This window comes from Paraburkholderia sp. GAS199 (assembly GCF_050436585.1).
Lineage (GTDB): Bacteria > Pseudomonadota > Gammaproteobacteria > Burkholderiales > Burkholderiaceae > Paraburkholderia.
Window position 1 is genome coordinate 437,792 of the sequence record NZ_JBNDMM010000002.1, and the last position, 26,217, is coordinate 464,008.

Here is a 26,217-nt window from a genome sequence, read left to right on the forward strand (position 1 = left end):
TTAACCTACTGTGCTTCGTCAACTGACGCTCGATCTCGGCACACCGCCGCCATCGACATTCGATAATTTCTTCGCTGGCGCCAATGCCGAGCTGGTCACGCGCCTGCGTGAGCTCGACAACGCGCTCGCCGCCGGGCCGGTGCCCGATCGCACCTTCTATCTCTGGGGCGAATCCGGCAGCGGCCGCACGCATCTGCTGCAGGCGCTGGTGCACGAAGCGCCGCCGGGACACGCGCGCTTTGCGAGTCCGCAAAGCAGCCTCGCGGCTTTTTCGTTCGACCCGCGCGTCGCGCTCTACGCCATCGACGATTGCGACGGTCTCTCGGCCGCGCAGCAGATCGCTGTGTTCAATCTGTTCAACGAAGTGCGCGCGCATCCCACCAGCGCGCTGGTCGCCGCGGGCAACGCGCCGCCGATCGGCATGACGGTGCGCGAAGATCTGCGCACGCGCCTCGGCTGGGGCCTCGTGTTCCACCTCGCGCCGCTGCCGGACGAAGGCAAAGCGGCCGTGCTCAAACACGCGGCACGCGAGCGCGGCCTGATGCTCGCCGACGACGTCCCTGCCTATCTGCTCACGCATTTCCGCCGCGACATGCCGAGTCTGATGGCGCTGCTCGACGCACTCGACCGCTTCTCGCTCGAACAGAAACGCGCGGTGACGCTGCCGCTTCTGCGCACCATGCTGGCCTCGCCCGACGCCGACGAACGGCGCGCTGCGCCGCCCTCGTCCGCCTTACCCGCCGCTTCAAGTAAAATAGGCCCCCATGGCTAACCTCGCACTCTTCGACCTCGACCACACGCTCATTCCCACCGACAGCGACCACGAATGGGGCCGCTTCATGGTGAAACAAGGCATGGTCGACGCTGAAAATTTCGCCCGTGAAAACGATCGCTTTTTCGCCGACTACAAAGCCGGCAAGCTCGACATTCACGCTTATCTGATCGCCATGCTCACGCCGCTCGCGAAATACACGCGCGCCGAGCTCGCCGAACTTCACGCGCAGTACATGCATGAAGTCATCACGCCGGCCATCCAGCCGGTTGCGCTCGAGCTGGTCAAGCAACACCAGGAAGCCGGCGACCTGTGCTGCGTGGTCACCGCCACCAACGAATTCATCACCCGCCCGATCGCCCAGGCGTTCGGCGTCAACGCGCTGATCGCCTGCGAAGCGGAAACCGTCGACGGCGAGCCGCATTCGCCGTACACCGGCCGTCCTACCGGCACGCCGAGCTACAAGGAAGGCAAGATCGTCCGCACCGAGATGTGGCTGGCCTCGCTCGGCAAAAGCTGGAGCGATTTCGAGCACAGCTATTTCTATAGCGACTCGCACAACGACATCCCGCTGCTGGAAAAGGTCACCGATCCGATCGCGACCAATCCCGACGACACATTGCGCGCCCATGCGCAGGCCAACGGCTGGCGCATCCTCGAACTCTTTCAACCCTCGTGATCAAAAAACTTATCCGCAAGCTATTCGGCCAGGACACCGTGCCCGCTGACGACACCTCGCCCGCCGATGCAGAAGCCGACGCCAACGGCGGCGCGCCGGACCGCAGCGCCTCGGGCACCGGCAAGCCGCGCCGCAAACCGTCGCGGCCCGCCGCCCCGGCGAAAGCCGCCGTGCGCGATCCGGACGTGCCGGTCATCATTCCGCACGACGTGCATGGCATCGATCCGTCGCTGATCTCGCGCAACGCGATCCGCGTCACCGAGGGCCTGCAGCAGGCGGGACACCGCGCGTTCATCGTCGGCGGTGCGGTGCGCGATCTGCTGCTCGGCATCAAGCCGAAAGATTTCGACGTCGCCACCGACGCCACGCCCGAACAGGTGCAGAAGCTGTTCCGTCGCGCGCGCATCATCGGCCGGCGATTTCAGATCGTGCACGTGCAGTTCGGTCAGGAAATCATCGAGACGTCCACCTTCCGCGCGCTGGTCGATCCGCCCGCGGCCGACGCGCCGCCGGCACGCCGTCTGAAGCGCGACGAACTCGACCGTCGCACGCACGCGGTCGACGCGAGCGGACGTGTGCTGCGCGACAACGTGTGGGGCGAACAGCACGAAGACGCCACGCGCCGCGACTTCACCATCAACGCGATGTACTACGATCCGGCCACGCAAACCGTGCTGGATTATCACAACGGCATGGCCGACATGCGCGCGCGTCTGCTGCGCATGATCGGCGACCCGGCCACGCGTTACCGCGAAGACCCGGTGCGTATGCTGCGTGTGGTGCGCTTTGCCGCCAAGCTCGACTTCGAGATCGAAGACGCCACGCGTGCGCCGATTCTCGAAATGGCCGATCTGATCAACAACGTGCCCGCCGCGCGTCTGTTCGACGAGATGCTCAAGCTGATGCTGTCGGGCCACGCGCTCGCCTGCCTGAAGCGTCTGCGCAAAGAGGGCCTGCATCACGGCCTGCTGCCGCTGCTCGACGTGGTGCTGGAACAGCCCACCGGCGAAAAATTCATCACGCTCGCGCTCAACAACACCGACGCCCGCGTGCGTGCCGGCAAGCCGGTTTCGCCAGGCTTCCTGTTCGCCACGCTGCTGTGGCACGACGTGCAAACGCGCTGGAAGCAATTCGAGGCGAACGGCGAATATCCCGTCCCCGCCCTGCATCGTTCGATGGACGAAGTCCTCGACATGCAAACGGAGAAGCTCGCGATCCACAAGCGTTTCTCGTCCGATATGCGCGAAATCTGGGGCCTGCAGCTGCGGCTCGAAAAACGTTCCGGAAGGAGCGCGCTGAAGCTGCTGGAACACCAAAGATTTAGAGCGGGGTATGATTTCCTCCTGTTGCGCTGCGAATCGGGCGAACTCGACGAGTCGGTCGGAGCGTGGTGGACGGAGTTCATCGAAGGAGACATCGCCGCGCGTGAAGCATTGCTCACGCAAGGCGGGAGGGACCGGAGCCCCAGAAAACGACGGCGGCGCAGCAGTGGCGCCAGAAGCCGCAAGCCGGGGGACGAAATGGAGGGCGGCACGCCAGCCGAACGCACGACAGACGAAACGGGCCACGACGGCTCGCACGAAGACTGAACGCGCATTCGCTGAAGCCGTCGAACGATAGTTGCAGGAAGTTATGCCATGACGGTTGCTTATCTCGGCCTCGGCGCGAATCTCGGGGACGCGCGCCAGACCCTGAAAGACGCAGTGGTGTGTCTCGCACAACAGCACACCATCTCCGTGCTCGCCAAGTCGAGCCTGTATCGCACTGCCCCGATCGACGCGGGCGGTGACGATTATTTCAACTGCGTCGTGAAGGTCGACACGACTCTCCCCGTGCGGCATCTGCTCGCGCTATGCCACAAGATCGAGCACCAGTTCGGCCGCGAACGGCCGTTCCGGAACGCGCCGCGTACGCTCGATCTCGACATCCTGTTGTTCGGCGACCAGTCGATCGACGAAGCCGATCTGATCGTGCCGCATCCGCGCCTCGTCGAACGCGCGTTCGCGCTCGTGCCGCTCGTCGAAATCGATGCGACGCTGGTCATTCCGCAGCATGGCCGCGCCGATGCGCTGCTGGCCGGCGTGAGCGACCAGCGCATCGAGAAAGTCAAATCGCCCTGCCAGTGCCCTATGCTTAATGCATTGACCGGCGGTGCGGATACTTCCACGAAAGGCCGTTGCGAATGAATTCGTCGCCGCTCACCGTCACTGCGCCGCAACTGCGTCCGCCGTTCGGCTATCTGGCGATCGAAGGTCCGATCGGCGTCGGCAAAACCTCGCTGGCAAGACGGCTCGCCCAGCGCTGGTCGATGCAGGAACTGTTCGAACGTCCGCAAGACAATCCGTTTCTCGAACGCTTTTACCGCGACACCGCGCGCTACGCGCTGCCCGTGCAGCTGAGCTTCGCGCTGCAACGTGCGCAACAGGCGCAGGAAGTGGCGGCGGCGCACGTGGCGGGCACGCCGCTGATCGCCGACTTCATGACGCAGAAGAACGACATCTTCGCGCGTCTGACGCTTCAGGACGACGAGTGGCAGTTGTACCGCGCCCTTGCCGCGCGCCTCGACGTCAGTGCGCCCGCGCCTGATTTCGTGGTCTATTTGCAGGCGTCGCCCGAGGTGCTGTTCGCGCGTATCCAGAAACGCGCGGTGCCGATGGAACTGCAGATTTCCGACGCTTATCTGCATGCGCTCTGCGACGCCTACAACGAATTCTTCTATCACTACGACCGCACGCCCGTGCTGACGGTCAACGCCGAACATCTGAATCCGCTCGACTCCGATGCGGACCTTGCGCTACTCGCCGACCGCATCGAAACCATGCGCGGCCGCAAGGAGTTCTTCGTCAAGGGCACGTCGCTCTGAGCGCCGCGGCCACCTCTTTTTTCAACGGATTTCCCCATGACCTATTTGCAGGAAGCGAGCCGGAACGCCATTACCGTGCCGAAACTTCAGGCAATGAAAGACGCTGGCGAAAAGATCGTCATGCTCACCTGTTACGACGCGAGTTTTTCGGCGCTGCTGGATCGCGCCGGTGTCGACGTGATGCTGATCGGAGATTCACTCGGCAACGTGTTGCAAGGCCAGACCACGACGCTTCCCGTGTCGCTCGCCGATATCGCGTATCACACGGCGAGCGTGGCGCGCGCGCGTCCGTCGGCGCTGATCGTGGCCGATCTGCCGTTCGGCACTTACGGCACGCGCGAGGACGCTTTCCGGAGTTCGGTGGAGCTGATGCGCGCCGGCGCGCAGATGGTGAAACTCGAAGGCGGCGAATGGCTCGCGGACACCGTGCGGTTTCTGGTCGAGCGCTCGATTCCGGTGTGCGCGCACGTCGGTCTGACGCCGCAGTCGGTGCATGCATTCGGCGGGTTCAAGGTGCAGGGCAAAACCGAAGCCGGTGCCAGCCAGTTGATGCGCGATTCGTTGGCGGTGCAGGAAGCCGGCGCGCAATTGATCGTAATGGAAGCCATCCCGACCCTGCTCGCGAGCGACGTCACCCGACAACTGCGCATTCCGACGATCGGCATCGGCGCAGGTCTGGATTGCTCGGGTCAGGTGCTGGTGCTGCACGACATGCTCGGCATTTTCCCCGGCAAGCGGCCGCGCTTCGTGAAGGATTTCATGCAGGGACAACCAAGCATTCTGGCCGCCGTAGAAGCCTACGTGCGCGCAGTAAAAGACGGCACGTTCCCCGGACCTGAACACACGTTCTGACGAACATCGGCGCCTCGGTCGCGACACCATCGCCGAGGCGCCAACCGTTATTGCTCCAACCTCTAACGGACGATGCGCGCGGGCAACGCGCCGCGCAGCGCATTGCAGATCAGCAGCTCCTCCGCGTTCTCCACGTCGCTCCGGCTCAGAACCCGTTCGGCGGCCTGAAAATCGCGATCTTCGAGCAGCACGCCACGCATCACGCCGGGCAGCACGCCTGAATCCAGCGGCGGCGTCCACCACTTCCCCGCCAGCTTCACGAACACATTCGAGCGACCGCCTTCGGTCAATTCGCCGCGCTCGTTGAAAAACAGCGTATCGAACGCGCCTTTTGCGGTGGCCTCGCGCCAGCCGCGATCGTATTCGGCGCGCCGGGTCGTTTTGTGACGCAGCAGCGGATCGGCTGCCTGCATGCTGGAAAAATCGTGTTCCGGACCGAGCAGAACGCCGGCGATCGGCTCGGCGAGCGGCGCCAGCACCTCTGCCGTGATCTGCGTCGCGCCGTTCTTGCTGAGCGCAAGACGCACACGATGCGGTACGCGCTCCGGCAACATCGCGCAGCGCGCGGCAAGTTGCGCGCGGATCTCGTGCTCGCCGTCGAAGCGGAAACCCAGCGACGCGGCGCTTGCCGAAAGCCGGGCGAGGTGCCGCGACAGATGCCGCACGCCGTCTTCGCGCGTGGCATACATCGTTTCGAACAGATCGAAACCCGGCTCGGCGCCGGTCAGAAAACTCGCTTTCAACTGACACTCCGCGTATTCGTCCGTGGCGACGCTATCGAGCACGATGCCCGCGCCGACGCCCATTTCCCCGCGCAGCGAACCTGCTTTCGCATCGGCCGGCGTCAGCGTCAATGTGCGGATCGCCACCGAGAGACAGAAGTCACCGCAGGCGTCTTCGCTCCCGGTAGACGACGCGTCGACCGATGCCGCATCGAGCCAGCCGATCGCGCCGGTATAAAGACCGCGCGGCGTACTTTCGATCCCGTCGATCAGTTGCATCGTGCGATGCTTCGGCGCGCCGGTGATCGAACCGCATGGAAAGAGCGCACGCAGAATCTGCGCGAACGAGGTCTGCTCACGCAAGATCGAATGCACGGTCGACGTCATCTGCCAGACGGACGCATACGGCTCCACCGAAAACAGCGCCGGCACCTTGACCGAGCCGATTTGCGCCACACGCGAAAGATCGTTGCGCAGCAGATCCACGATCATCACGTTTTCAGCGCGATTTTTCGGGTCGTTCGCGAGGAACTCGGCGGCACGCCGGTCTTCGAGCGGATCGCTCGACCGCGGCGCGGTGCCTTTCATCGGACGGGCGCGCAGCACGTCGCCCTCTTTCTCGATGAACAGTTCCGGTGAACACGACAGCACCCAGCCACCGTCCGGCAGTGCGATCAAGGCACCGAACGGCACCGGTTGACGCGCACGCAGGCGGCGGTAGAACGCCGTCGGCGAGCCGAAAACGTCGAAGCCGAGCCGGTAGGTGTAGTTGACCTGGTAGGAATCGCCCGCGCGCAGCGCGGCGTGGATCGTCTCGATGGCCGCGTTGAATTGCGCCGGGTCGACGCTTGCGCGCACGTTCATCGTGCCCGCCACCGACGCCTCGGCCGCGCCGCCGTCCTGCTGCATCAGCCAGGCATCGACCTCGTCGCGCGAGAGCTTTGCGCAGCGCTCGAACAATAAAAAACGCAGCGTGGCATCGCCACGCTGCGTTTTCAGAGACTGGCCGGCTGCTGCGTCGAACTGCAGTTTGCCGCCAAATTCGTAGTCGGCAAGCACGACCGCGTGCAAACCGCGCCGCGTGTGCGCCGCGACCGCTTCGCACACGGCATCGAGTTGCGCGGCGTCGGTACAAACCGACTCGCGCACGAAACCCGTGTACAGACGACTCGAACGGCGCGCCGCCGTCGCGTCGCAATCGTCGAGCAGCGCGAACACTGCGCCGCGCTCATCTGCCGTCATGCTTACCGCCAAACTTCGAACAACCGTTAATCGAAGAAGCTCTTCACCCGATCGAACCAGCTCTTGCTTTGCGGGCTATGCCGCGAGCCGCCCTCGACGAGCGCCTTCTCGAACTGCTTGAGCAGATCGCGTTGCGGCTCGGTGAGTTTGACCGGCGTTTCGACCTGCACATGCACGTACAGATCGCCGGCAATGCTCGAACGCAGACCCTTGATGCCCTTGCCGCGCAAACGGAACGTCTTGCCCGACTGCGTACCTTCCGGCACCGTGAAGCTCGCGCGGCCGGCCAGTGTGGGCACTTCGATTTCGCCACCGAGCGCCGCCGTGGTGAACGGAATCGGCATCTGACAATGCAGGTCGTCGCCGTCGCGCTCGAATACCGAGTGCTGCTTGATGTGAATCTCGACGTACAGGTCACCCGACGGACCGCCGTTGATACCCGGCTCGCCGTTGCCAGCCGAGCGGATACGCATGCCGTCGTCGATACCTGCCGGGATCTTCACTTCCAGCGTCTTGGTTTCCTTGACCTTGCCTGCGCCATGGCAGTGGCCGCAAGGATCGGGAATATAGGTGCCGGTGCCGTGGCACTTCGGACACGTCTGCTGGATGCTGAAAAAGCCTTGCGACATACGCACCGAACCCGAACCGCTACAGGTCGGACAGGTTTCCGGCTTGGTGCCGGGCTTGGCGCCCGAACCGTGACAGATCTCGCACGAGACCCAGCTCGGCACGCGAATCTGCGTGTCGTAGCCGTGCGCGGCCTGTTCCAGCGTGATTTCCATGCTGTAGCGCAGATCGGCGCCGCGATACACCTGCGGACCGGCACGACCACCGCCGCCACGCGCGGCGCCGCCGGCTGCCTGGCCGAAGATGTCGCCGAAAATATCGCCGAATGCGTCGGCAAATCCGCCGAAGCCTTGCGCGCCTGCGCCTGCCATGTTCGGATCGACGCCCGCATGACCGTACTGATCGTACGCCGCGCGCTTTTGCGAGTCCGACAGCATTTCATAGGCTTCCTTCACCTCTTTGAAATGCTCTTCCGCATCCTTGTTGCCCGGATTGCGGTCAGGGTGATGCTTCATCGCGAGCTTGCGATAAGCCTTCTTGATTTCGTCGTCGCTCGCGTTCTTTGCGACGCCCAGAACCTCGTAGTAATCCCGTTTCGCCATATCGGTTCAACGCCACTCGCGCAAGGGGGCGCGGTGACTCCTCTTGAATGCTGGAGTCTTGCGACTCGTCCGGCCGCTGTTTTTCGCCGTTTTCACGGCTGGAAACAACGCCCTCCATAAAACAAATGTGCCCGGAGAGCCCAAAAGGCTCACCAGGCGCGATAACCGCTTTGCAGGTCGATGCACCCGGACGGGAGCAAAACCGTTTTGCAGCCGGGCCGCACACATCGCTGTGTGCGGCTTTACGGTCAGATTGCGACCCGGCTTTAGTCTTTCTTGACTTCCTTGAACTCGGCGTCGACCACGTCGTCCTGCTGCTGGCTCGCGCCACCAGCCGACGCGCCTGCACCTGCCGCGCCTGCTGCCGCTGCTTCGGCACCTTGCGCTGCCTGCATGTCGGCGTACATCTTTTCGCCCATCTTCTGCGAGGCCGTGGCCACCACTTCGATCTTGGCTTCGATCGCAGCCTTGTCCGCCGAACCGCTCTTCAGCGTTTCTTCGAGGTCCTTCAGCGCCGTTTCGATCGCTTCCTTCTCGGCGGCTTCCAGCTTGTCGCCGTATTCCGTGAGCGCCTTCTTCGTGCTGTGGACCAGCGCGTCGCCCTGGTTACGGGCATCGGCCAGTTCACGCAGCTTGTGATCTTCTTCCGCGTTCGCTTCGGCGTCCTTCACCATCTTCTCGATTTCGGCTTCGGACAGACCCGAGTTCGCCTTGATCGTGATGCGGTTTTCCTTGCCGGTCGCCTTGTCTTTCGCGCCGACGTGCAGAATGCCGTTCGCGTCGATGTCGAAGCTCACTTCGATCTGCGGCGTGCCGCGCGGTGCCGGCGGAATGCCTTCGAGGTTGAACTCGCCCAGCAGCTTGTTGCCCGCTGCCATTTCGCGTTCGCCCTGGAACACCTTGATCGTCACGGCGCCCTGGTTGTCGTCGGCCGTCGAGTAGACCTGTGCGTGCTTGGTCGGGATCGTGGTGTTCTTGTTAATCATCTTGGTCATCACGCCGCCGAGCGTTTCGATGCCGAGCGACAGCGGAGTCACGTCGAGCAGCAGAACGTCCTTGCGGTCGCCGGACAACACCTGACCCTGGATCGCGGCGCCAACGGCGACGGCTTCGTCCGGGTTCACGTCACGGCGCGGATCCTTGCCGAAGAATTCCTTAACCTTTTCCTGCACCTTCGGCATGCGGGTCATACCGCCGACCAGAATCACGTCGTCGATTTCGCCGACCTTCACGCCCGCATCCTTGATTGCCATGCGGCACGGCTCGATGGTGCGTTCGATCAGTTCTTCAACCAGCGCTTCCAGCTTGGCGCGCGTGATTTTCAGGTTCAAGTGCTTCGGACCCGACGCGTCGGCTGTGATGTACGGCAGGTTGATTTCCGTTTGCTGGCTCGACGACAGTTCGATCTTCGCCTTTTCAGCCGATTCCTTCAGGCGTTGCAGCGCAAGCACGTCTTTCGACAGATCGACGCCCTGCTCTTTCTTGAACTCGCCGATGATGTAATCGATGATGCGCTGGTCGAAGTCTTCACCGCCGAGGAACGTATCGCCGTTCGTGGAGAGCACTTCGAACTGCATTTCGCCGTCGACGTCAGCGATTTCGATGATCGACACGTCGAACGTACCGCCGCCCAGGTCATAAACCGCGATCTTGCGGTCGCCCTTTTCGGCCTTGTCCAGACCGAATGCCAGAGCGGCTGCGGTCGGTTCGTTGATGATGCGCTTGACTTCCAGACCCGCGATACGGCCGGCGTCTTTGGTGGCCTGACGCTGGCTGTCGTTGAAGTACGCGGGAACCGTGATCACAGCTTCCGTGACCGGCTCGCCGAGGTAATCTTCAGCGGTCTTCTTCATCTTGCGCAGCGTTTCCGCCGAGATTTGCGGCGGCGCCAGCTTCTGGTCGCGCACTTCGATCCATGCATCGCCGTTGTCGGCCTTCATGATCTTGTACGGCATCAGAGCGATGTCTTTCTGAACTTCTTTTTCTTCAAAGCGGCGGCCGATCAGGCGCTTGACCGCGTACAACGTGTTCTTCGGGTTCGTGACCGACTGACGCTTCGCAGGCGCGCCGACGAGAATTTCGCCGTCTTCCATGTAAGCGATGATCGACGGCGTGGTGCGTGCACCTTCCGAGTTCTCGATCACTTTGACCGAATTGCCTTCCATGATCGCCACGCACGAGTTGGTCGTGCCGAGGTCGATGCCGATGATTTTGCCCATTTTTACTGTTCTCCTGACTTTGATCGCTGCGGGAAGCGCCGTTTTTGCCCATCTGGCGGTACGGCGATCCGCTCTCAATTCCTACCTGCACTCAACATAAGTGCATCCGCATCGTTTTCAAGACCTCTTTTACGATGCGGTCTTTAATTTTTTTCAATCGGGCGAACTTTTGCCCGAAATCGCGCTGCTTTTTGCCCCTTCGACCGCTTCGGCTGCCTCGACCGCGCGAATCCTGACCCGCGCGGCGGCAACCGCCGCCTCGAACTGCCCGATGCCATGCCAACCGGTCACCCGGCCGAGCCGTTTGCCGCGATAGAAGAAAAACCAGCTCGGCACGCCGTGCAGCGTGAAGCGGCGACCCAGCTCGCGGTGCTCGTAGACGTTGCTGTGAAACCAGTTGAGGCCGAGCGCGCGAATCGCGTCCGGCTGCGCCAGCATGGCTTTTTTGGCGATCTCGCAGTTGAAGCAGTCGAGACCCCAGAAAAACACCACGGCCAGTTCGTCTGCGGCGGCGGCCAGCGCCCGGTCGAACGACCCTGCATCGACCGGCTGCATATCGAACACCGCAAAGGCGCTCGTGTCGACGGGAACGTGGAGCATGGCTCCGCCTGCCAGCGGCCGGCAGCAAAAGATGCTACCGCTGCCCGGACGCCGCTTACTTCGGTGCGGCGACGGTCACGAGCGCAGGACGCAGCACGCGGTCGGCGATCACGAAACCTTTTTGCAGCACGGCAACGACCGTGTTCGGCTCCTGATCGGCCGGGACCATCGAAATGGCCTGGTGACGATGCGGATCGAACTTCTCGCCGACCGGATTCAGGGCGACGACACGGCCCTTCTCCAGCGCGCCCGTCAGTTGACGCAGCGTGAGTTCGACGCCTTCGCGAACCTTCTGCAGGTCGTCGGACGAGTGCGCAACCGCGGCTTCGAGGCTGTCGATCACCGGCAGCAGATGTTCCGCGAAACTTTCGATCGCGAATTTGTGCGCCTTGGTGACGTCTTCCTGCGCGCGGCGGCGCACGTTTTCAGTTTCGGCTTTTGCCCGCAGAAAGCTTTCCTGCAACTCGGCGATCTTTGCCTGAGCTTCGGCAAGCGCGGCATCGACGCCGGCTGCCGGCGAATCGGTGGCGGCGTCTGCGGCGGCTTCCTGCTGGGCGGCGGCGGCCTCGGCGGCCTGGCGCGCGGCTTCGTCCGAGGGCGTGGGATTCTGGCTCGTCGGGTTCTCTTGCGTGTTTTCCATGTCGCTGAAAGTCGATAAAAATTTAAAAGCCAACGGTGGCGGCAACGCCCAAAAGGCAGAGGCGATTTGTGCGTTGCAAAATTGCGACAGGCGGCGTGGCGACCTGACGCGCATCGAAACGGCAGATGGGGCCGGAAAGGACCATTTCAAGCGGCTCCCGCCGAACATTTCGCACCACGGACGTGCGGCGGAAATGCCCGGTTACAACCATTATCGAGTCGCAATCAGATTGAGATTGAGTGCGCCCGACAAGTGGCCTATGCTCCAATAAAGCATCGGAAAAGACACGTTAACCCTAATCTGACGTAAGCCTTTCCGATTCATTGCATTCGACCGATTAGCCCGTTTCCATCCAGCAGCTTCTTCCCAAGGGGAGTACCGTGAAACTGACCTTTGCAATATCGGTGGTCGCATTGGTACTGATCGCGGGTACCACGACCATCTGCATGTCCGGGGCCGTCAACGACCACACGACCGAATACGGCGGTGTGCACGCGACCATGGAACAACTGTTCAATCCCCACCTGAAAGTTTGTCGATAGTGCGCCGGTCGCGCTTGGTCGGCCTGCCGTGCAATGCGGCAGCCGGCTCGCGATACGTCTTGCGCCGCTCCTGCTCGACTTCCCGCTTCACACGGCTCTCCTCGGTTTCCGCATAAAGCGTCTGCGCAATGCTGGCGGGACCGCGCACGTCGCAGATGCCGAGCACTTCCACCTGCCACACGATCCGCTCGATCTCGATCTCCACCAGATCGCCGACGCGCACGTCCTTGGACGGCTTGACGCTCGCGCCGCCGATTCGCACATGACCCTTCTCGACCGCGTCCGCCGCGAGCGAGCGCGTCTTGAAGAAACGCGCCGCCCAGAGCCATTTGTCGATGCGCAGCTTCGCGCCCGGTTCGGTGGAAATCCTGTAATTCATCGGCCTGATCACATTCCTGAAGTGTGCGCCGGCGCATGGGCGGGCGCGTGTGCGGGCGTATGAGGCACCGGCATTGCCTGCACCGGCCAGCCCTGCAGATTTTGGGCGACGATCTCGCCGAGCGCCGCGATCCACGCCTGCGACGCGTTCAGGCAAGCAATGCGGTGAAACTCCTTGCCGCCCGCGTGCAGGAATTCGTCGCGCACTTCCATGCCGATTTCCTCGATCGTCTCCAGACAATCGGCGGTGAAACCCGGACAGAATACGTCGGCGCGTCGGACGCCGGCCGCGCCCAACTCCTTGAGCGTCGGCGCGGTGTAGGGCTGCAGCCATTCGGCCTTGCCGAAGCGCGACTGGAAAGTAATGCGGCATTCCACCGAAGTCAGTTCCAGCGCCTGCATGAGCAGCGCGCCGGTCTGCTGGCATTGCTCGTGGTACGGGTCGCCGAGATCCATGGTGCGCTTGGGCACGCCGTGAAAGCTCAGCACCAGTTTGTCGCCGGCGGCGAAATCGGGCCGGCCGTGCTGATGCCAGTATTGATGCACCTGAGCGGCCAGCGCGGCGATGTAGGCCGGATGGTCCGCGTACTGGCGCACCGTGCGAATTTCCGGCTGATTGCGCATGCGCTTGAGCGCGGAGAACGCGTCGTCGAAAGCGGTGGCCGTGGTGGACGACGAGTACTGCGGATACATGGGCACGAGCAGCACCCGCTCCGCGCCCGCCAGCTTCAGCTGATTAAGCATGGCGGGAATGCCGGGCGTGCCGTAGCGCATGGCGTAGTCGACCAGCACGGTGTAATCGTTCAGTTGCAGCAGATGCCGCAAGCCTTCCACCTGCTTCTCCGTATGGACGCGCAACGGCGAGCCCTCGGGCATCCACACCGCCGCGTACTTGCGCGCCGAGGAGCGGCCACGAAACGGCAAAATCAGCAGCCGCAGGATGACCTGCCAGATCAGGGCGGGAATTTCGACCACTCGCGGATCGGACAGAAACAGCGCAAGGTAGCGGCGAACCGCACGCGGCGTCGGCGCGTCGGGCGTGCCGAGGTTGATCAGCAGCACGGCCACCCGATGTGACGTGGCGTTCTGCGAGGGCCGCTCGAGATCGAAGCGCATAGGCAGCAGGAGTAACCGCTTTGGGCGGCAAGTCGGTTCAGGTGGAATTCATTATAGCGGCGCGTTTCCGCGCGACTACCTGGCCATTCGGCCAATTGGCAAGCCGCCCGCCGCCGAGCATCATGAACGTATGGATCGGCGGCGGCGAATTACTGCTGACTGAGCGTGAGCGAGAGCAGCCGCGCGGTGATGTCGACGATTGGGATCACGCGGTTGTAGGCCATGCGGGTCGGCCCGATCACGCCGAGCGTGCCGACGATCTTGCCGTTCACCTCGTACGGCGCCGTTACCACGCTCATTTCCTCGATCGGCACGAGATTCGACTCGCCGCCGATGAAAATCTGCACGCCCGCGGCGTGACTCGACACGTCGAGCAACTGAAGGAGACTGGTCTTTTGGTCGAACACATCGAACAGCTTGCGCAAACGCGCCATGTCCGAAGAAAGGTCGGCGACTTCGAGCAGGTTGCGCTCGCCCGAGATCAGCACGGTTTCGCCGGTATCGGCTTCGTCGGTGCTGGCGGTGACCGCGGCGTGCATGAGCGTGGTCATGTCGCCGCGCAATTCGTCGATTTCCTCGCGCAAACGGCGGCGGACCTCGTCGAACGAAAGGCCGGCAAAATGCGCGTTGATGTAATTGGACGCCTCTACCAGTTGCGACGGCGAAAAGTCGCGCTGGGTGGCCATGATGCGGTTCTGCACGTCGCCCTCGGGCGTGACGATGATCAGCAGAATGCGCTTGTCGGACAAACGCATGAACTCGATCTGCTTGAACACGTGGCTGCGCCGCGGCGTGAGCACCACGCCGGCGAATTGCGACAGACTGGAGAGCACGCTGGCCGCGGCGGCCACGATTTTCTGCGGTTCGCCTGCCTGCAGCGTAGTCTTGACCGTGCGCATGACGGCTTCTTCGTCGGCGGCGGACTCGACGGTGAGCATCGTGTCCACGAACAGGCGGTAGCCGCGCGGCGTGGGAATGCGCCCCGCCGACGTATGCGGACTGATGACGAGCCCCAGATCCTCGAGGTCGGACATCACGTTACGGATCGTGGCCGGGCTCAGCTCCAGGCCGGAATAGCGTGACAGCGTGCGCGAGCCGACCGGCTGACCTTCGGCGATGTAGCGCTCGATCAGCGTTTTGAGGAGGGTTTGTGCGCGAGGATCTAGCATGAGGGAAAATTTTAGCTCAATGACGCAACGACCGCGAGCGCCGACGACGCCCATGAACACCCCGATTCGCCACCATGCTTCGTGTCATCGAGGCTTCACCATTCTAACGATAATCGGGACATGCGCCGGCAGCCCCTGTCGGCCGGCCCTCAACCGGGTCTGTCTGCGGTTCTTTTCAGGCCCTACCTATGGTGTAATGCCGGCATGCAAGTGACCAGCCAGTTCAAGACCGTCGCGCTCGTCGGGCGCAACAATACGCCGGGCATCAGTGAGCCTCTGACCGCGCTCGCCTCGTGCATCGCGAAACGCGGTTTCGACGTCGTTTTCGAAGCCGATACCGCCGCCGAAATCGGCATCACCGACTACCCGGCGCTGCGCCCCGCCGAGATCGGCGCGCGCGCCGACGTCGCCGTGGTGCTGGGCGGCGACGGCACGATGCTCGGCATCGGCCGGCAGCTCGCGCCTTATCGCACGCCGCTGATCGGCATCAACCACGGCCGTCTCGGCTTCATCACCGACATCCCGATCTCCGACATGCGCGAGATCGTGCCGCAAATGCTATCGGGCAATTTCGAGCGTGAGGAGCGCGTGCTGCTCGAAGCGCGCATCATGCGCGACGGCACGCCGATCTATCACGCGCTGGCCTTCAACGACGTGGTGGTCAACCGCAGCGGCTTTTCGGGCATGGCGGAACTGCACGTCTCGGTGGACGGCCGCTTCATGTACAACCAGCGCTCGGACGGTCTGATCGTCGCCACGCCTACCGGCTCGACCGCTTACGCGTTGTCGTCGCAGGGGCCGATCCTGCATCCGCAATTGCAGGGCATCGTGCTGGTGCCGATCGCGCCGCACGCGTTGTCGAACCGGCCGATCGTTCTGCCGGACGACTCCAAGGTCAGCATCCAGATCGTCTCGGGACGCGAAGTGAACGTCAATTTCGACATGCAGTCGTTCACCTCGCTCGAACTCGGCGACACGATCGAAGTGCGACGCTCGCGTCATACGGTGCCGATGCTGCATCCGGTGGGCTACAGCTATTACGCCACGCTGCGCAAGAAGCTGCACTGGAACGAGTACCCCTCGCACGAAGAAGATCCCAAGCCCTAGCGGGTCCGAATCGCTGGACGCGACCGCGCCGCTGCCGAAACCGTACCGAACCCGTACCTTCACGCACATCAGACGACCTCCATGCTTCGCCATCTCTCGATACGCGACTTCGTCATCGTCGCCGCGCTCGATCTCGAATTCGACAGCGGCTTCACCGTGTTTTCAGGCGAAACCGGCGCCGGCAAGTCGATCCTGATCGACGCCCTCGCCCTTGCGCTCGGCGCCCGCGCGGACGCGAGCGTGGTGCGCACCGGAGAAAGCCGCGCCGACATCACGGCGGAATTCGACACGCATGCGCTGGTCGAGCACTGGCTCGACGAACAGGCGCTCGGCGCAGCGGACGACGATCATCACGGCACGGTCATGCTGCGGCGCGTGGTGGACGCCAACGGCCGTTCGCGCGCGTTCATCAACGGCACGGCGGCAACACTCGCGCAGTTGCGCGAGGTCGGCGAAATGCTCGTGGATATTCATGGGCAACACGCTCACCAGTTGCTGATGCGCCCGGATGCGCAACGCGAACTGTTCGATACGCACGCCGGCCTGAGCGATTCCGCCTCGACGGTCACGCGTAGCTGGCGCGCCTGGCGTGAAAAGGTGCAAGCGGTCGAACATGCGCAAACCCGCGACCGCGAGCTGCAACTCGAACGCGAGCGCCTCGCCTGGCAACTCACCGAGCTGGACAAGCTCGCGCCGCAGCCGGGCGAGTGGGAAGAGGTCAACACCGAGCATCGGCGTCTGTCGCACTCGGCCAATCTGATCGACGGCGTGCATGGCGCGCTCAACGCGCTCTCCGAATCGGACGAGGCGATGATCGCGCATCTGGCGTCGATCGTTTCGAAGGTGCGCGATCTGGCCGAGATCGATCCTGCCTTGAACGACGTGCTGGCCGCGCTCGAACCGGCGGAGATCCAGTTGCAGGAAGCCGCTTACTCGCTCAGTCACTACGCGCAAAAACTCGAACTCGATCCGGACCGGCTGGCGCAGGTCGAAAAACGTCTCGACGCGCTGCACTCCGCTGCCCGTAAATTCCGTCTGCAGCCGGAAACGCTGCCGGAAGAACACGAAGCGCGCCGCACCCAGCTTGCCGCGCTCGACGCCGCCGCGGACCTCGACGCGTTGCATGCTGCCGAAGCCAAGGCCAAGGAAGCATTCATCGGGGAAGCGAAGAAGCTCTCGAAGGCACGCGCCAAGGCCGGCAAGGCGCTCGGCGCGGCGGTCACGACGGGCATGCAGGAATTGTCGATGAAGGGCGGCAGTTTCGAAGTGGCGCTGGTGCCCTTGCCCGAAGGCGGCGCACACGGGCTCGAGCAGGTGGAATTCCGCGTCGCGGGCCACGCGGGTGTGCCGCTGCGGCCGCTTGCCAAGGTTGCATCAGGCGGCGAACTGGCGCGTATCAGTCTCGCGCTGGCGGTGATCGCGAGCGCCGCCAGCCCGACGCCCACCCTGATTTTCGACGAAGTGGACACGGGCATCGGCGGCGGCGTCGCCGAAGTGGTCGGACGGTTGTTGCATCAGCTGGGCGAGGCGCGTCAGGTGTTGTGCGTGACGCACTTGCCGCAAGTGGCCGCGCGCGGCGACCATCACTTCCAGGTCGCCAAGGCCGGCAACGGCAGCGGCGGCACGGTCAGCAGCGTGACGCCGCTGGACAAATCTAGCCGCGTCGAAGAAGTGGCGCGCATGCTCGGCGGACTGGAAATTACGGCAACCACGCGCAAACACGCGAAGGAAATGCTGGCGGCCTGAGTATCGCGGCTCATCCGGCCAGACCAACAAGCAGGGCGGGCAGTTTAGCCGCTGCCCTGCCGCCTGGACAACGCGATCGGCGCGATCGGCTAATGCGCCGCATCCGACGTCAGCCGAACACACGCTCCCACAATCCCAGCACTGCCGCACGCTCCGTCTCGACCAGAGCCGGAGCGACGCGCGCCTTCTCCATGCCATCGAGCCGCAGCTTGTGCTGCAGCTTCCGGTACATCCGATAAGCGGCGCCAACCGTCTCCGCTTCCGCCTCGCTCATCAGCCCGAAATGGGACACTTCGCGCAGCAAGGCGATGTTGCCCGTGTTGCGGATCAACGCGGGATCGCTCGCGGCGTGCAGCAAAACCCAGTACTGCACTGTGAATTCGATATCGACCATGCCGCCACGGTCGTGCTTCAGGTCGAACAGCGCCGTGTGATTCGGATGCCCCGCCTCGACGCGCGCGCGCATTTCGACGATCTCTCTTGCGAGCGGCGCCGCCTCGCGCGGCGTGGTCAGCACCTGTTCGCGGATCGCTTCGAATTTCGCGCCGATCGCGGCGTCGCCCGCGCAATAACGCGCACGGCTCAACGCCTGATGCTCCCAGACCCACGCCGTGTTCGCCGCGTCGCCTTCGCGCAACTGGTAGCGGCGGAACGCGTCGAGATCCGTGACGAGCAGGCCCGACTCGCCGTTGGGCCGCAGACGCAAGTCGACATCGAACAAGGTGCCCGCGCCGGTCGCCGTGGTGAGCCAGGTGATCAGACGGCGCGTGTAGGTGGAATAGATATCGGCGGCGGCATCATCGTCGTCCTCGTAGAGAAAGATCACGTCGAGGTCCGAGGCGTAACCGAGTTCCTTGCCACCCAGCTTGCCGTAGGCGATCACCGCGAATTGCGGCACCTCGCGATGGCGCTTGGGCAACTGCTTCCAGACTGCTTCGAGCGTGACGTCGAGCACGGCGTCGGCGAGTTCCGAGAGCCGGTCGCTCACGTGTTCGACGCTCAGACGGCCGGCCAGATCGATCAGCAGAATACGGAACACCTCGGCCTGGTGCGCGTGACGCAGCAGATCCATCTGCTGCTCGACGCCGTCGGCGGCGGCCAGACGCAGGCGCAAGGTCCGCTTGAACTCGGGCCAGTCGAACGGGCTGTCCATGGCTTCGTCGTCGAGCAATTCGTCCAGCAATTGCGGATGGCGAATCAGATAACCCGCCGCCCAGCGCGAACCGCCCAACACCGACAACACCCGGTGCAAGGCTTGCGGATATTCGGTCAGCAACGCCAGATAGGCGCCGCGCCGGCTCACGGTTTCCAGCAGATCGAAGAAACGCGCGATGGTGTCGGCGCGACGCTCGGGCGGCTCCAGCGTGCGCGCGGCTTCGAGCGCGCGCTGGGCGACGATGTCGAAACGTTGCCGGCTGCGCTCGGCGAGCCCAGCGTAACGCGACGACTGCCACACCGCCCGCAACCGCGCCAGCAGGTCGTCCGGCTCGGCCACGCCCAGTTCGACGAGGCGCGCGCGCAAGGCGTCGTCGGCGCTGTCGTCGGCGAGCGCGCTGCTCCACACCCACGCCGCGGCGCCGTCCTCGGGCGCGCCGCAGCCGTCCCGGCCGCTCACCTTGTCGGCGAAAATCTGGTCGAACTGCTGCTCGACGAATTCACGATGCGCGTCGAGCTTCGCCATCAGCGACGCGTAGTCGTCGCAACCCATCGCGCCCGCCAGCGCCACGCGTTCGTCCGGGTCGACCGGCATGGCGTGGGTCTGCGCATCGTTGCGGTATTGCAGCCGGTGTTCGAGTTCGCGCAGAAACCGGTAGGCCTGCGAGAGCTTCACGCAGACCGTCGTATCGATCAGACCGTGCGTCGCGGCATGCCGCAGCACGGCGAGCGTGGGCCGCACACGAAAACCGGCGTCCTGGCCGCCGCGAATCAGCTGGAACACCTGCGCGCTGAATTCGATTTCGCGGATGCCGCCGCGGCCGAGCTTGATGTCGTCGGCTTTGTCGGGGCGCATCGAGGCGCGCCGCTGCGCTTCCTGGCGAATCTGCAGATGCAGCGCCCGGATCGCGCTGATCACGCCGAAGTCCAGATAACGACGATAGACGAACGGCGTCACGATCGCGTCGAGTTGCTTCTGCAGGCGCTGCGCCGAGTCGCTCGCCCCTTCCGAGACGAGACGCCCCTTGATCCACGCGTAGCGTTCCCACTCGCGGCCCTGCACGTAAAAATATTCTTCGAGCATGCCGAGACTGCACACCAGCGGCCCCGAGTCGCCGTTCGGCCGCAGACGCATATCGACGCGAAACACGTAACCGTCGCCGGTGACTTCAGCCAGCGCGCCGATCAGCCGCTTGCCGAGGCGCGTGAAGAATTCCTGCGTGGCGATCGGCGAGCGCTGACCGCCTGCCGTCTCGCCGTCCTCTTCATAAATGAAGATCAGGTCGATATCCGACGACACGTTCAACTCGCGCCCACCCAGCTTGCCCATGCCGACCACGCCGAGCGAAAGACGCTCGCCCTGGGGTCCGCGCGGCTCGCCGTACAGCGTCTCGAGTTCGGCGGACAGCACGGCGAGCGCGCGCTGAATGGTCGTCTCGGCCAGATCGGTCATCGCGCCGGTGACTTCGGCGACATCCGCCTCGCCGGCCAGGTCGCGCTCCATCACGGCGCAGAACACCTCGGTGCGCAACTGACGCAGCGCCCGTTTGAGTGCATCTTCGGTCAGGGTCGCGCCACCGGCGCCTTGCGCTTGCGCGCACAACGCGTCGAAGCGCGCGTCGATGCGCTGGCGGCTGAGCGGCTCGGCGGCCAGCGCCTCCACTTGCGCCGCGAGTGGCGGACGCGCCGCCACGGCCCGCGCCGCGTAATGCGAATACTTGGAACTCAGGAGAGTAGCGTCAGTCATCAAGGGTCTGGCTCGCTCGTTGCTTGAGAAGCGTGGTTCAGTCGTCGTAGCACCGGGTCTGCCGTAGCCGCCGGGTTCACCGAGGCCGCGGAAGAGCGTGCTGACAGGGTTTGCAGTAAGCCCGCCAGCGCTTTCCCGTGTGTTACATTTCGTCGTTAATTCGCAAAACTACCATACGCCCACCCGCCGCAGCATGTCCGAGCGAAACGAATCCGCCGACCCGCACGAAACCGGGCAGGTCCGGCCTGTGAGCGGCAGCGACCACATCGTGTTGCGTCGGACTTTGCACGTGCTGCTGGCCGTCGCGCTCGTGCTCTACTTCGTCGCGACAGGCCTGTTCCTCGGCTTGCGTTATGTGCTGCTGCCGCGCGTCGATTCGTTCCGCCCGCGCATCGAAGCCACCGTCTCCGACAAGCTCCACACGCAGTTCACCATCGGCAAACTCGCGCCTTACTGGAGCGGTTTCCAGCCCGGTCTCGACGTCACCAACCTGGTGATCCGCGACCACGAAGGCAAGCCCGCGCTGACCATTCCGCACGCCACCGCCACGCTGTCGTGGAAGTCGCTCTGGCAGTTTCATCCCGCGCTGTCCAGCCTCGTCGTCGATCAGCCCGACGTGCTGGTGTCGCGCACCGGCGACGGCGTGATGTCGGTCGCCGGCGTGCCGATCCCGACGCGTCACAGCGGCAACGACACGTTGTCCACGTGGCTCTTGCGGCAACAGGCGATCGTGGTGCGCGGCGGCGTACTGCGCTGGCGCGATGCCGAGCACGACGCGCCCGAACTCGCGTTGCGCGACATCCGCATCGCCATTCTCAACGACGGCTACGATCACCGCATGGCCTTGCAGGCGCCGCCCGACGGCCAGGTGCTGCACGGTCCGGTCGACTTCCGCACACAGTTCCGGCACACGCCGCTCTCGGCCATCGGCAAACCGATCAACTGGACCGGACACGTGTACATGTCCACCGGACCGGTCGATCTGCCGACGCTCGCGCGCTATATCAACTTCCCGATCGAGACGTTCGGCGGCCGGATCGACAACGCCATCTGGGGCGACTTCACCGACGGCCGCATGACGTCCGCGAGCGGAACATTGGCGGGCGCCGACGTCGCGCTGCGCGTACGTCCGACGCAGCCTAAGTTGCTGCTGCCCGTGGCGAATTTCGCGTGGCGCCTCGAAGCCGACCAGGGCGACTACAAACTCCAGCTCAACAACCTGCGGGCCGAACTTGGCCAGCCGCCGCTCGACGACGGTACGCCGCTCACCCGCACGCTCGCATTCGAGACGCTCAATGGCCGTTTTCGCGCGGCGTCGCAGCAACACGGGCAGCTCGTCAGCGTCGGCGGCGATCGCGTCGATCTGGGCATCCTCGCGGAATTCAGCCGCGCCCTGCCGCTGCCGCGACCGCTGCTTAACAATCTGCTGCGCTTCAATCCGCGCGGCATGGTGTCGAATTATCTGATCGAAGTGGAGCGCGGCAAGCCGGAATCGGGCGAAGCCGGCAGCGACCGTCATTCGAGCGGCGCGGAGCCGCTCGAGCACTATCGCTTCAAAGGCGATTTGCAGGGCATCAGTGTCGCGGCGCAGGAACCGCCGCCGGGCCTCACGCCGCTGAATCACCCGCGCGCCGGCATTCCCGGCATCGAAAATCTGTGGGGCAGTGTCGACGCCGACGAAAATCACGGCACCGCGCTGCTCGACACCTCCAACGTGGCACTCACCCTGCCGGGCGTGTTCGACGACCCGCGCCTGATTTTCGACCGTCTGCACGGTCGCGCCGACTGGACCATCAAGCCGAAAGCGCCGGGCGAAACGCGTCCGTCGTTCGCAGTGAAGCTGGCGGACTTCAGCGTCTCGAATGCGGACGTCGCGGCCACCGCCACCGCCGATTACAGCAATCCAGGGCACGGCCGCGGCTCGCTCGATCTGGAAGCCAACTTCGAGCGCGCGCAGGTGACGCGCATCGCCCGTTATCTGCCGACCAGCATCACCGAAAAACTGCGCATCTATCTCGGCCATGGTCTGCAGGCCGGCACGTCGCGCGGCGGCAAGATCGAAATTCACGGCGACCTGACCAAGTTCCCGTACTCGCGTGCACCGGAAGCCGGGCAGTTCCATATCGTCGCGCCGTTCAAGGGCGGCAAGTTCGACCCGACGCCTTTCCCGCCGCGCAAGATGCGCAACGGCACGCCGAACCTGTGGCCGCCGCTCGACGGCATCGACGGCGTGTTTGAACTGCACAACAACGTGCTGCGCTTCGACATCGACCGCGCGAAATACAAACGGGTGGCGCTGACGCGCGTGAACGGCAAGATCGACGACCTCGGCACGAAAGCGTCGAGCCTCGTGATCGCCGGCAACGGACGCGGCCCGCTCGAAGACATGCTCGACTACGTGAACGAAAGCTCGCTCGGCATCATGGCCAAACACGAGACCGAGAAGGTGCGCGCCGACGGTGCGGCTTCGCTCGCGTTGAAGCTGACGATACCGCGCACGCCGATGCCGCACATTGCCGTGGAAGGCGCGCTCGGCTTCCAGAACAATCGCCTCGCTGTCGAAAACGCCCCGCCTTTGTCGCAACTGAACGGCAAGGTGCGCTTCACCGAACACACGGCGCGCATCGACAAGCTGTCCGCGCAATTCCTGGGCGGCGACGTTCACGCGAACGGCGGCCTCAACCAGAACGGCACGTATGCGCTCGATCTCAGCGGCCACATCGCCATCGACGCCGCGCGCGGTCTCAATCTGCACGGCCCCGCCGCCGAGGTGCTCACCCGCATGAGCGGCACGGCGCCTTATGCGCTGAACGTACGCGGCGCCAAGGGACACTTGCCGGAAGTCACGGCGAACTCGGACCTGACCGGCCTCGCGCTCGATTTTCCCGCGCCCTTCAACAAGCCGATCGGCGCGCCGATGCCACTGCACTTTGCCGTGAGCCCGGCGACAACGGAGAGCGAAGCCGGTTTGCAACGCGCCGACCTGACCTTCGGCCCGATCGCGGCGACCTATCTGCTGCGCTACCAGCCGAAGGAAACGCCCGTGGTCGTGCGTGGCGCGATCGGCGTGAACAAGCCGGCCGATCTGCCGGCCGACGGCGTGATTGCAGCCGTCGACCTCGAAGCGCTCGACGCCGACGCCTGGCGCGCACTCGTCGCGCAGATGCGCAGCAAGGAAGCGCCCGCGGCGGCGCCCGTGCCGGCCTCAGCTTCCGCGGCAACCGCAGCGTCCACCGCAGCCGCCACGCCGCCGGCCACCCCGAACCCCGTGCTCGCGCAATTCCTGCCGAGCCGCTTCGCGCTGCACATCGGCACGCTGACCTTGCTCAAGCGTCACTGGGACAGCGTGATCGTCGGCGCCTCGCATGCGGACAACAAATGGCAGGCGAACATCGCGTCGAACCAGGTGTCGGGCCACGTGTCGTGGCTGCCGGGCGCGACTAAAACGTCGCCGGGCACGCTGCAGGCGCGCTTTGCCCGCGTGGTGATTCCGTCCGCCACCGACAAGGACCTGCTCGGCCGCGCGATGTCGGCGCCGGCCCAGAACATGCCGTCGATCGATCTGATCGTCAACGAACTGATTTTCCGCGACCGCAATATCGGCCGTCTGGAAGTGGATGCGCATAATTTCGAGGAAGACGGCGTGCCGGTCTGGCAGCTCGACAAGCTCGACATCAGCAACCCCGCCGCCACGCTGAGCGCGACGGCGAACTGGCGCACCTCGACCGATCTCGGCAATACCGCCGCCGACACCGCCGCGCGCCGCACCGTGTTCGACTTCAAGCTCGATATCAAGGACGCCGGCGCGCTGCTCGAACGGTTCGGCCAGCCGCGCACGCTGAAATACGGTGCAGGCTCCCTGTCGGGCAAGATGGTCTGGCGCGGCGGCCCGACCGCCATCGATTACCCGTCGCTCAACGGCAACCTGGCCGTCGATCTGCGGCACGGCCAGATTCTCAAGGTCGATCCGGGCGTCGCCAAACTGCTGGGCGTGCTGAGCCTGCAGAGCCTCGCGCGCTTCGCCACGCTGAACTTCCGCGATGTGATCGGCGAAGGCTTGCCGTTCGAACACGTCACGGGCACGGCCCAGATCCAGAACGGCGTCGGCCGCACGGACAACTTCGAAATGGTCACCGCGCCCGCACGCGCCGAGATGAAGGGCTCGGTGGATCTGGCTCAGGAAACGCAGAATCTGCGCGTGGAGATCGTGCCGACGGTGAGCGCCGGCGCCGCGGTGATCGCCGCGACGGTCATCAATCCGCTGCTCGGGCTGGGCGCACTGGTCGCCGATCTGGCCTTCAGCAAGTCGGTGTCCACGGCGTTCGCGCGCGAGTATGCAATCACCGGTTCGTGGTCGAAACCGCACATCGAGCGGGTCAAGGGCGATCGCGGTAAGATGGACGCTCCGGCTTCGACCGTGGAAGCGCACTGAGCTGCGCGTCAGGCCCGGCTTCGTTGAATGCGGCAACATCTGGCCCTTCCAAGGGCGAGATGGCCAGCCGACCACGAAGCGCGCCGCCCCGGCCCGAGCCAGCCTTGAACGACGTCAGCGGCACGTATCTCGCATCGCCGCCTTTGCCGGGAGTTTTTCGAAACGCTCATGAGCGAAACACACGTCTTTCCCTCTTCCTCCTCCGCGGAATCCGGCGGGTACTCCAGAAACGCATTCCGTGTCGCCGCGCTGCAAATGGTCAGCACGCCGGACCGCGAGCGCAATCTCGCCGAAGCGGAACGTCTGATTGCCGAGGCCGCCGCCGACGGCGCGCAACTCGTCCTGCTGCCCGAGTATTTCTGCTTCATGGGCTTCAAGGACACCGACAAGCTCGCCGTGCGCGAGCCGTATCGGGACGGCCCGATCCAGCGTTTTCTCGCCGACTCTGCGCGCCGCCACAAGCTGTGGGTGATTGGCGGCACGCTGCCGCTGATGTCGGCCGAACCGGCGCGCGTGCTGAATACCACGCTCGTGTTCGACCCGCAGGGCAACGAGGCGGCCCGCTACGACAAGATCCACCTTTTCAACTTCGAAAAAGACGAGGAATCGTTCGACGAGGCTCGCACCATTTGCCCCGGCGGCGAGGTCCGCACCTTCGACGCGCCGTTCGGCCGGGTCGGCCTCTCGGTCTGCTACGATTTGCGTTTTCCGGAGTTGTACCGGCGCATGGGCGACTGCGCGCTGATCGTGGTGCCGTCGGCGTTCACGTACACCACCGGCCGCGCGCACTGGGAAATGCTGCTGCGCGCAAGGGCGGTGGAAAACCAGTGCTACGTGCTGGCCGCCGCGCAAGGCGGCAAACATGAAAACGGCCGTCGCACCTGGGGCCACAGCATGCTGATCGACCCGTGGGGCGAGATCGTCGCGGTGCGCGACGAAGGCGCCGGCGTGGTCGCCGGCAATCTCGAACGCGCACGTATCGACGAAGTGCGGCAGAGCCTGCCCGCCTGGCGTCATCGCGTGCTGAGCTAGTCCGGCCGGCGTACCGATCTGAACCGCCGGCATTG

General features: G+C 64.4%; 20 protein-coding genes. 11 read left to right on the forward strand and 9 right to left on the reverse strand.

Going from position 1 to position 26,217, the window contains the following annotated elements:
- The first annotated feature begins 10 nt into the window (after positions 1-10).
- From hda to panB, 6 genes are read left to right on the forward strand one after another with little or no spacing between them, the layout of a single operon-like run.
- On the forward strand, positions 11-772 hold the full coding sequence (hda, locus tag P3T18_RS08040; RefSeq protein ID WP_429299389.1) for a DnaA regulatory inactivator Hda: 762 nt from the start codon (positions 11-13) through the stop codon (positions 770-772).
- Positions 765-1,451 carry an HAD family hydrolase gene (locus P3T18_RS08045; RefSeq protein ID WP_429299390.1) on the forward strand — a complete coding sequence of 229 codons (687 nt, stop codon included), beginning with the start codon at positions 765-767 and terminating at the stop codon, positions 1,449-1,451. Before hda ends, P3T18_RS08045 begins: the two co-directional genes overlap by 8 nt.
- Positions 1,448-3,040, forward strand: coding sequence for a polynucleotide adenylyltransferase PcnB (pcnB, locus tag P3T18_RS08050; protein WP_429299391.1), 1,593 nt, complete (start codon positions 1,448-1,450; stop codon positions 3,038-3,040). Before P3T18_RS08045 ends, pcnB begins: the two co-directional genes overlap by 4 nt.
- Positions 3,041-3,088: 48 nt before the next feature.
- Positions 3,089-3,637, forward strand: coding sequence for a 2-amino-4-hydroxy-6-hydroxymethyldihydropteridine diphosphokinase (folK, locus tag P3T18_RS08055; RefSeq protein WP_429299392.1), 549 nt, complete (start codon positions 3,089-3,091; stop codon positions 3,635-3,637).
- Positions 3,634-4,314 (forward strand): deoxynucleoside kinase, encoded by a 681-nt coding sequence (locus P3T18_RS08060; RefSeq protein WP_429299393.1) that lies wholly within the window; start codon positions 3,634-3,636, stop codon positions 4,312-4,314. The genes folK and P3T18_RS08060 overlap by 4 nt, the downstream gene beginning before the upstream one ends.
- A 36-nt stretch (positions 4,315-4,350) precedes the next feature.
- Complete coding sequence (gene panB, locus P3T18_RS08065; protein ID WP_429299394.1) at positions 4,351-5,166, forward strand: 3-methyl-2-oxobutanoate hydroxymethyltransferase; 816 nt, start codon at positions 4,351-4,353, stop codon at positions 5,164-5,166.
- Between the two features lie 62 nt (positions 5,167-5,228).
- Here the strand turns inward: panB and pabB are convergent, their stop codons facing one another.
- The 5 genes from pabB to grpE form a co-directional block, all read right to left on the reverse strand.
- A complete protein-coding gene (gene pabB / locus P3T18_RS08070) occupies positions 5,229-7,130 on the reverse strand; it encodes an aminodeoxychorismate synthase component I (protein WP_429299395.1) in 1,902 nt (633 codons plus the stop codon).
- A gap of 26 nt (positions 7,131-7,156) precedes the next feature.
- On the reverse strand, positions 7,157-8,299 hold the full coding sequence (gene dnaJ, locus P3T18_RS08075; RefSeq protein WP_429299396.1) for a molecular chaperone DnaJ: 1,143 nt from the start codon (positions 8,297-8,299) through the stop codon (positions 7,157-7,159).
- Positions 8,300-8,565: 266 nt separating this feature from the next.
- A complete protein-coding gene (gene dnaK / locus P3T18_RS08080; RefSeq protein WP_429299397.1) occupies positions 8,566-10,518 on the reverse strand; it encodes a molecular chaperone DnaK in 1,953 nt (650 codons plus the stop codon).
- 153 nt (positions 10,519-10,671) lie between these two features.
- Complete coding sequence (locus tag P3T18_RS08085; protein ID WP_429299398.1) at positions 10,672-11,118, reverse strand: thioredoxin family protein; 447 nt, start codon at positions 11,116-11,118, stop codon at positions 10,672-10,674.
- 55 nt (positions 11,119-11,173) lie between these two features.
- Complete coding sequence (grpE, locus tag P3T18_RS08090) at positions 11,174-11,758, reverse strand: nucleotide exchange factor GrpE (RefSeq protein ID WP_429299399.1); 585 nt, start codon at positions 11,756-11,758, stop codon at positions 11,174-11,176.
- On the opposite strand from grpE, the gene P3T18_RS08095 reads away from it, so the two are divergent.
- Positions 11,757-12,029 (forward strand): hypothetical protein, encoded by a 273-nt coding sequence (locus P3T18_RS08095; RefSeq protein ID WP_429299400.1) that lies wholly within the window; start codon positions 11,757-11,759, stop codon positions 12,027-12,029. The two genes, grpE and P3T18_RS08095, sit on opposite strands and share 2 nt — an antisense overlap.
- Before the next feature lie 242 nt (positions 12,030-12,271).
- On the opposite strand, the gene P3T18_RS08100 is transcribed toward P3T18_RS08095, so the two are convergent.
- The 3 genes from P3T18_RS08100 to hrcA form a co-directional block, all read right to left on the reverse strand.
- A complete protein-coding gene (locus P3T18_RS08100) occupies positions 12,272-12,679 on the reverse strand; it encodes an RNA-binding S4 domain-containing protein (RefSeq protein ID WP_429299401.1) in 408 nt (135 codons plus the stop codon).
- Between the two features lie 8 nt (positions 12,680-12,687).
- A complete protein-coding gene (gene hemH / locus P3T18_RS08105; protein ID WP_429299402.1) occupies positions 12,688-13,794 on the reverse strand; it encodes a ferrochelatase in 1,107 nt (368 codons plus the stop codon).
- Positions 13,795-13,943: 149 nt separating this feature from the next.
- A complete protein-coding gene (gene hrcA, locus P3T18_RS08110; protein WP_429299403.1) occupies positions 13,944-14,963 on the reverse strand; it encodes a heat-inducible transcriptional repressor HrcA in 1,020 nt (339 codons plus the stop codon).
- 204 nt (positions 14,964-15,167) lie between these two features.
- Between hrcA and P3T18_RS08115 the strand changes: the two genes are divergently transcribed.
- A complete protein-coding gene (locus tag P3T18_RS08115) occupies positions 15,168-16,070 on the forward strand; it encodes an NAD kinase (protein WP_429299404.1) in 903 nt (300 codons plus the stop codon).
- Positions 16,071-16,151: 81 nt separating this feature from the next.
- Entirely contained in the window at positions 16,152-17,816 is a 1,665-nt protein-coding gene (gene recN, locus P3T18_RS08120) for a DNA repair protein RecN (RefSeq protein WP_429299405.1), read from the forward strand.
- Between the two features lie 109 nt (positions 17,817-17,925).
- Here recN and glnE read toward each other — a convergent pair whose 3' ends face one another.
- On the reverse strand, positions 17,926-20,721 hold the full coding sequence (glnE, locus tag P3T18_RS08125) for a bifunctional [glutamate--ammonia ligase]-adenylyl-L-tyrosine phosphorylase/[glutamate--ammonia-ligase] adenylyltransferase (RefSeq protein WP_429299406.1): 2,796 nt from the start codon (positions 20,719-20,721) through the stop codon (positions 17,926-17,928).
- A gap of 190 nt (positions 20,722-20,911) precedes the next feature.
- Here glnE and P3T18_RS08130 point away from each other — a divergent pair, with 190 nt between their 5' ends.
- Together P3T18_RS08130 and P3T18_RS08135 are read left to right on the forward strand one after the other, a co-directional pair.
- Positions 20,912-25,150 carry a YhdP family protein gene (locus tag P3T18_RS08130; RefSeq protein ID WP_429299407.1) on the forward strand — a complete coding sequence of 1,413 codons (4,239 nt, stop codon included), beginning with the start codon at positions 20,912-20,914 and terminating at the stop codon, positions 25,148-25,150.
- A gap of 168 nt (positions 25,151-25,318) precedes the next feature.
- The gene (locus tag P3T18_RS08135; RefSeq protein ID WP_429299408.1) at positions 25,319-26,182 is read left to right on the forward strand and encodes a carbon-nitrogen hydrolase family protein; all 864 of its coding nucleotides are present in this window, start codon (positions 25,319-25,321) and stop codon (positions 26,180-26,182) included.
- The last annotated feature ends 35 nt before the right edge of the window (positions 26,183-26,217 follow it).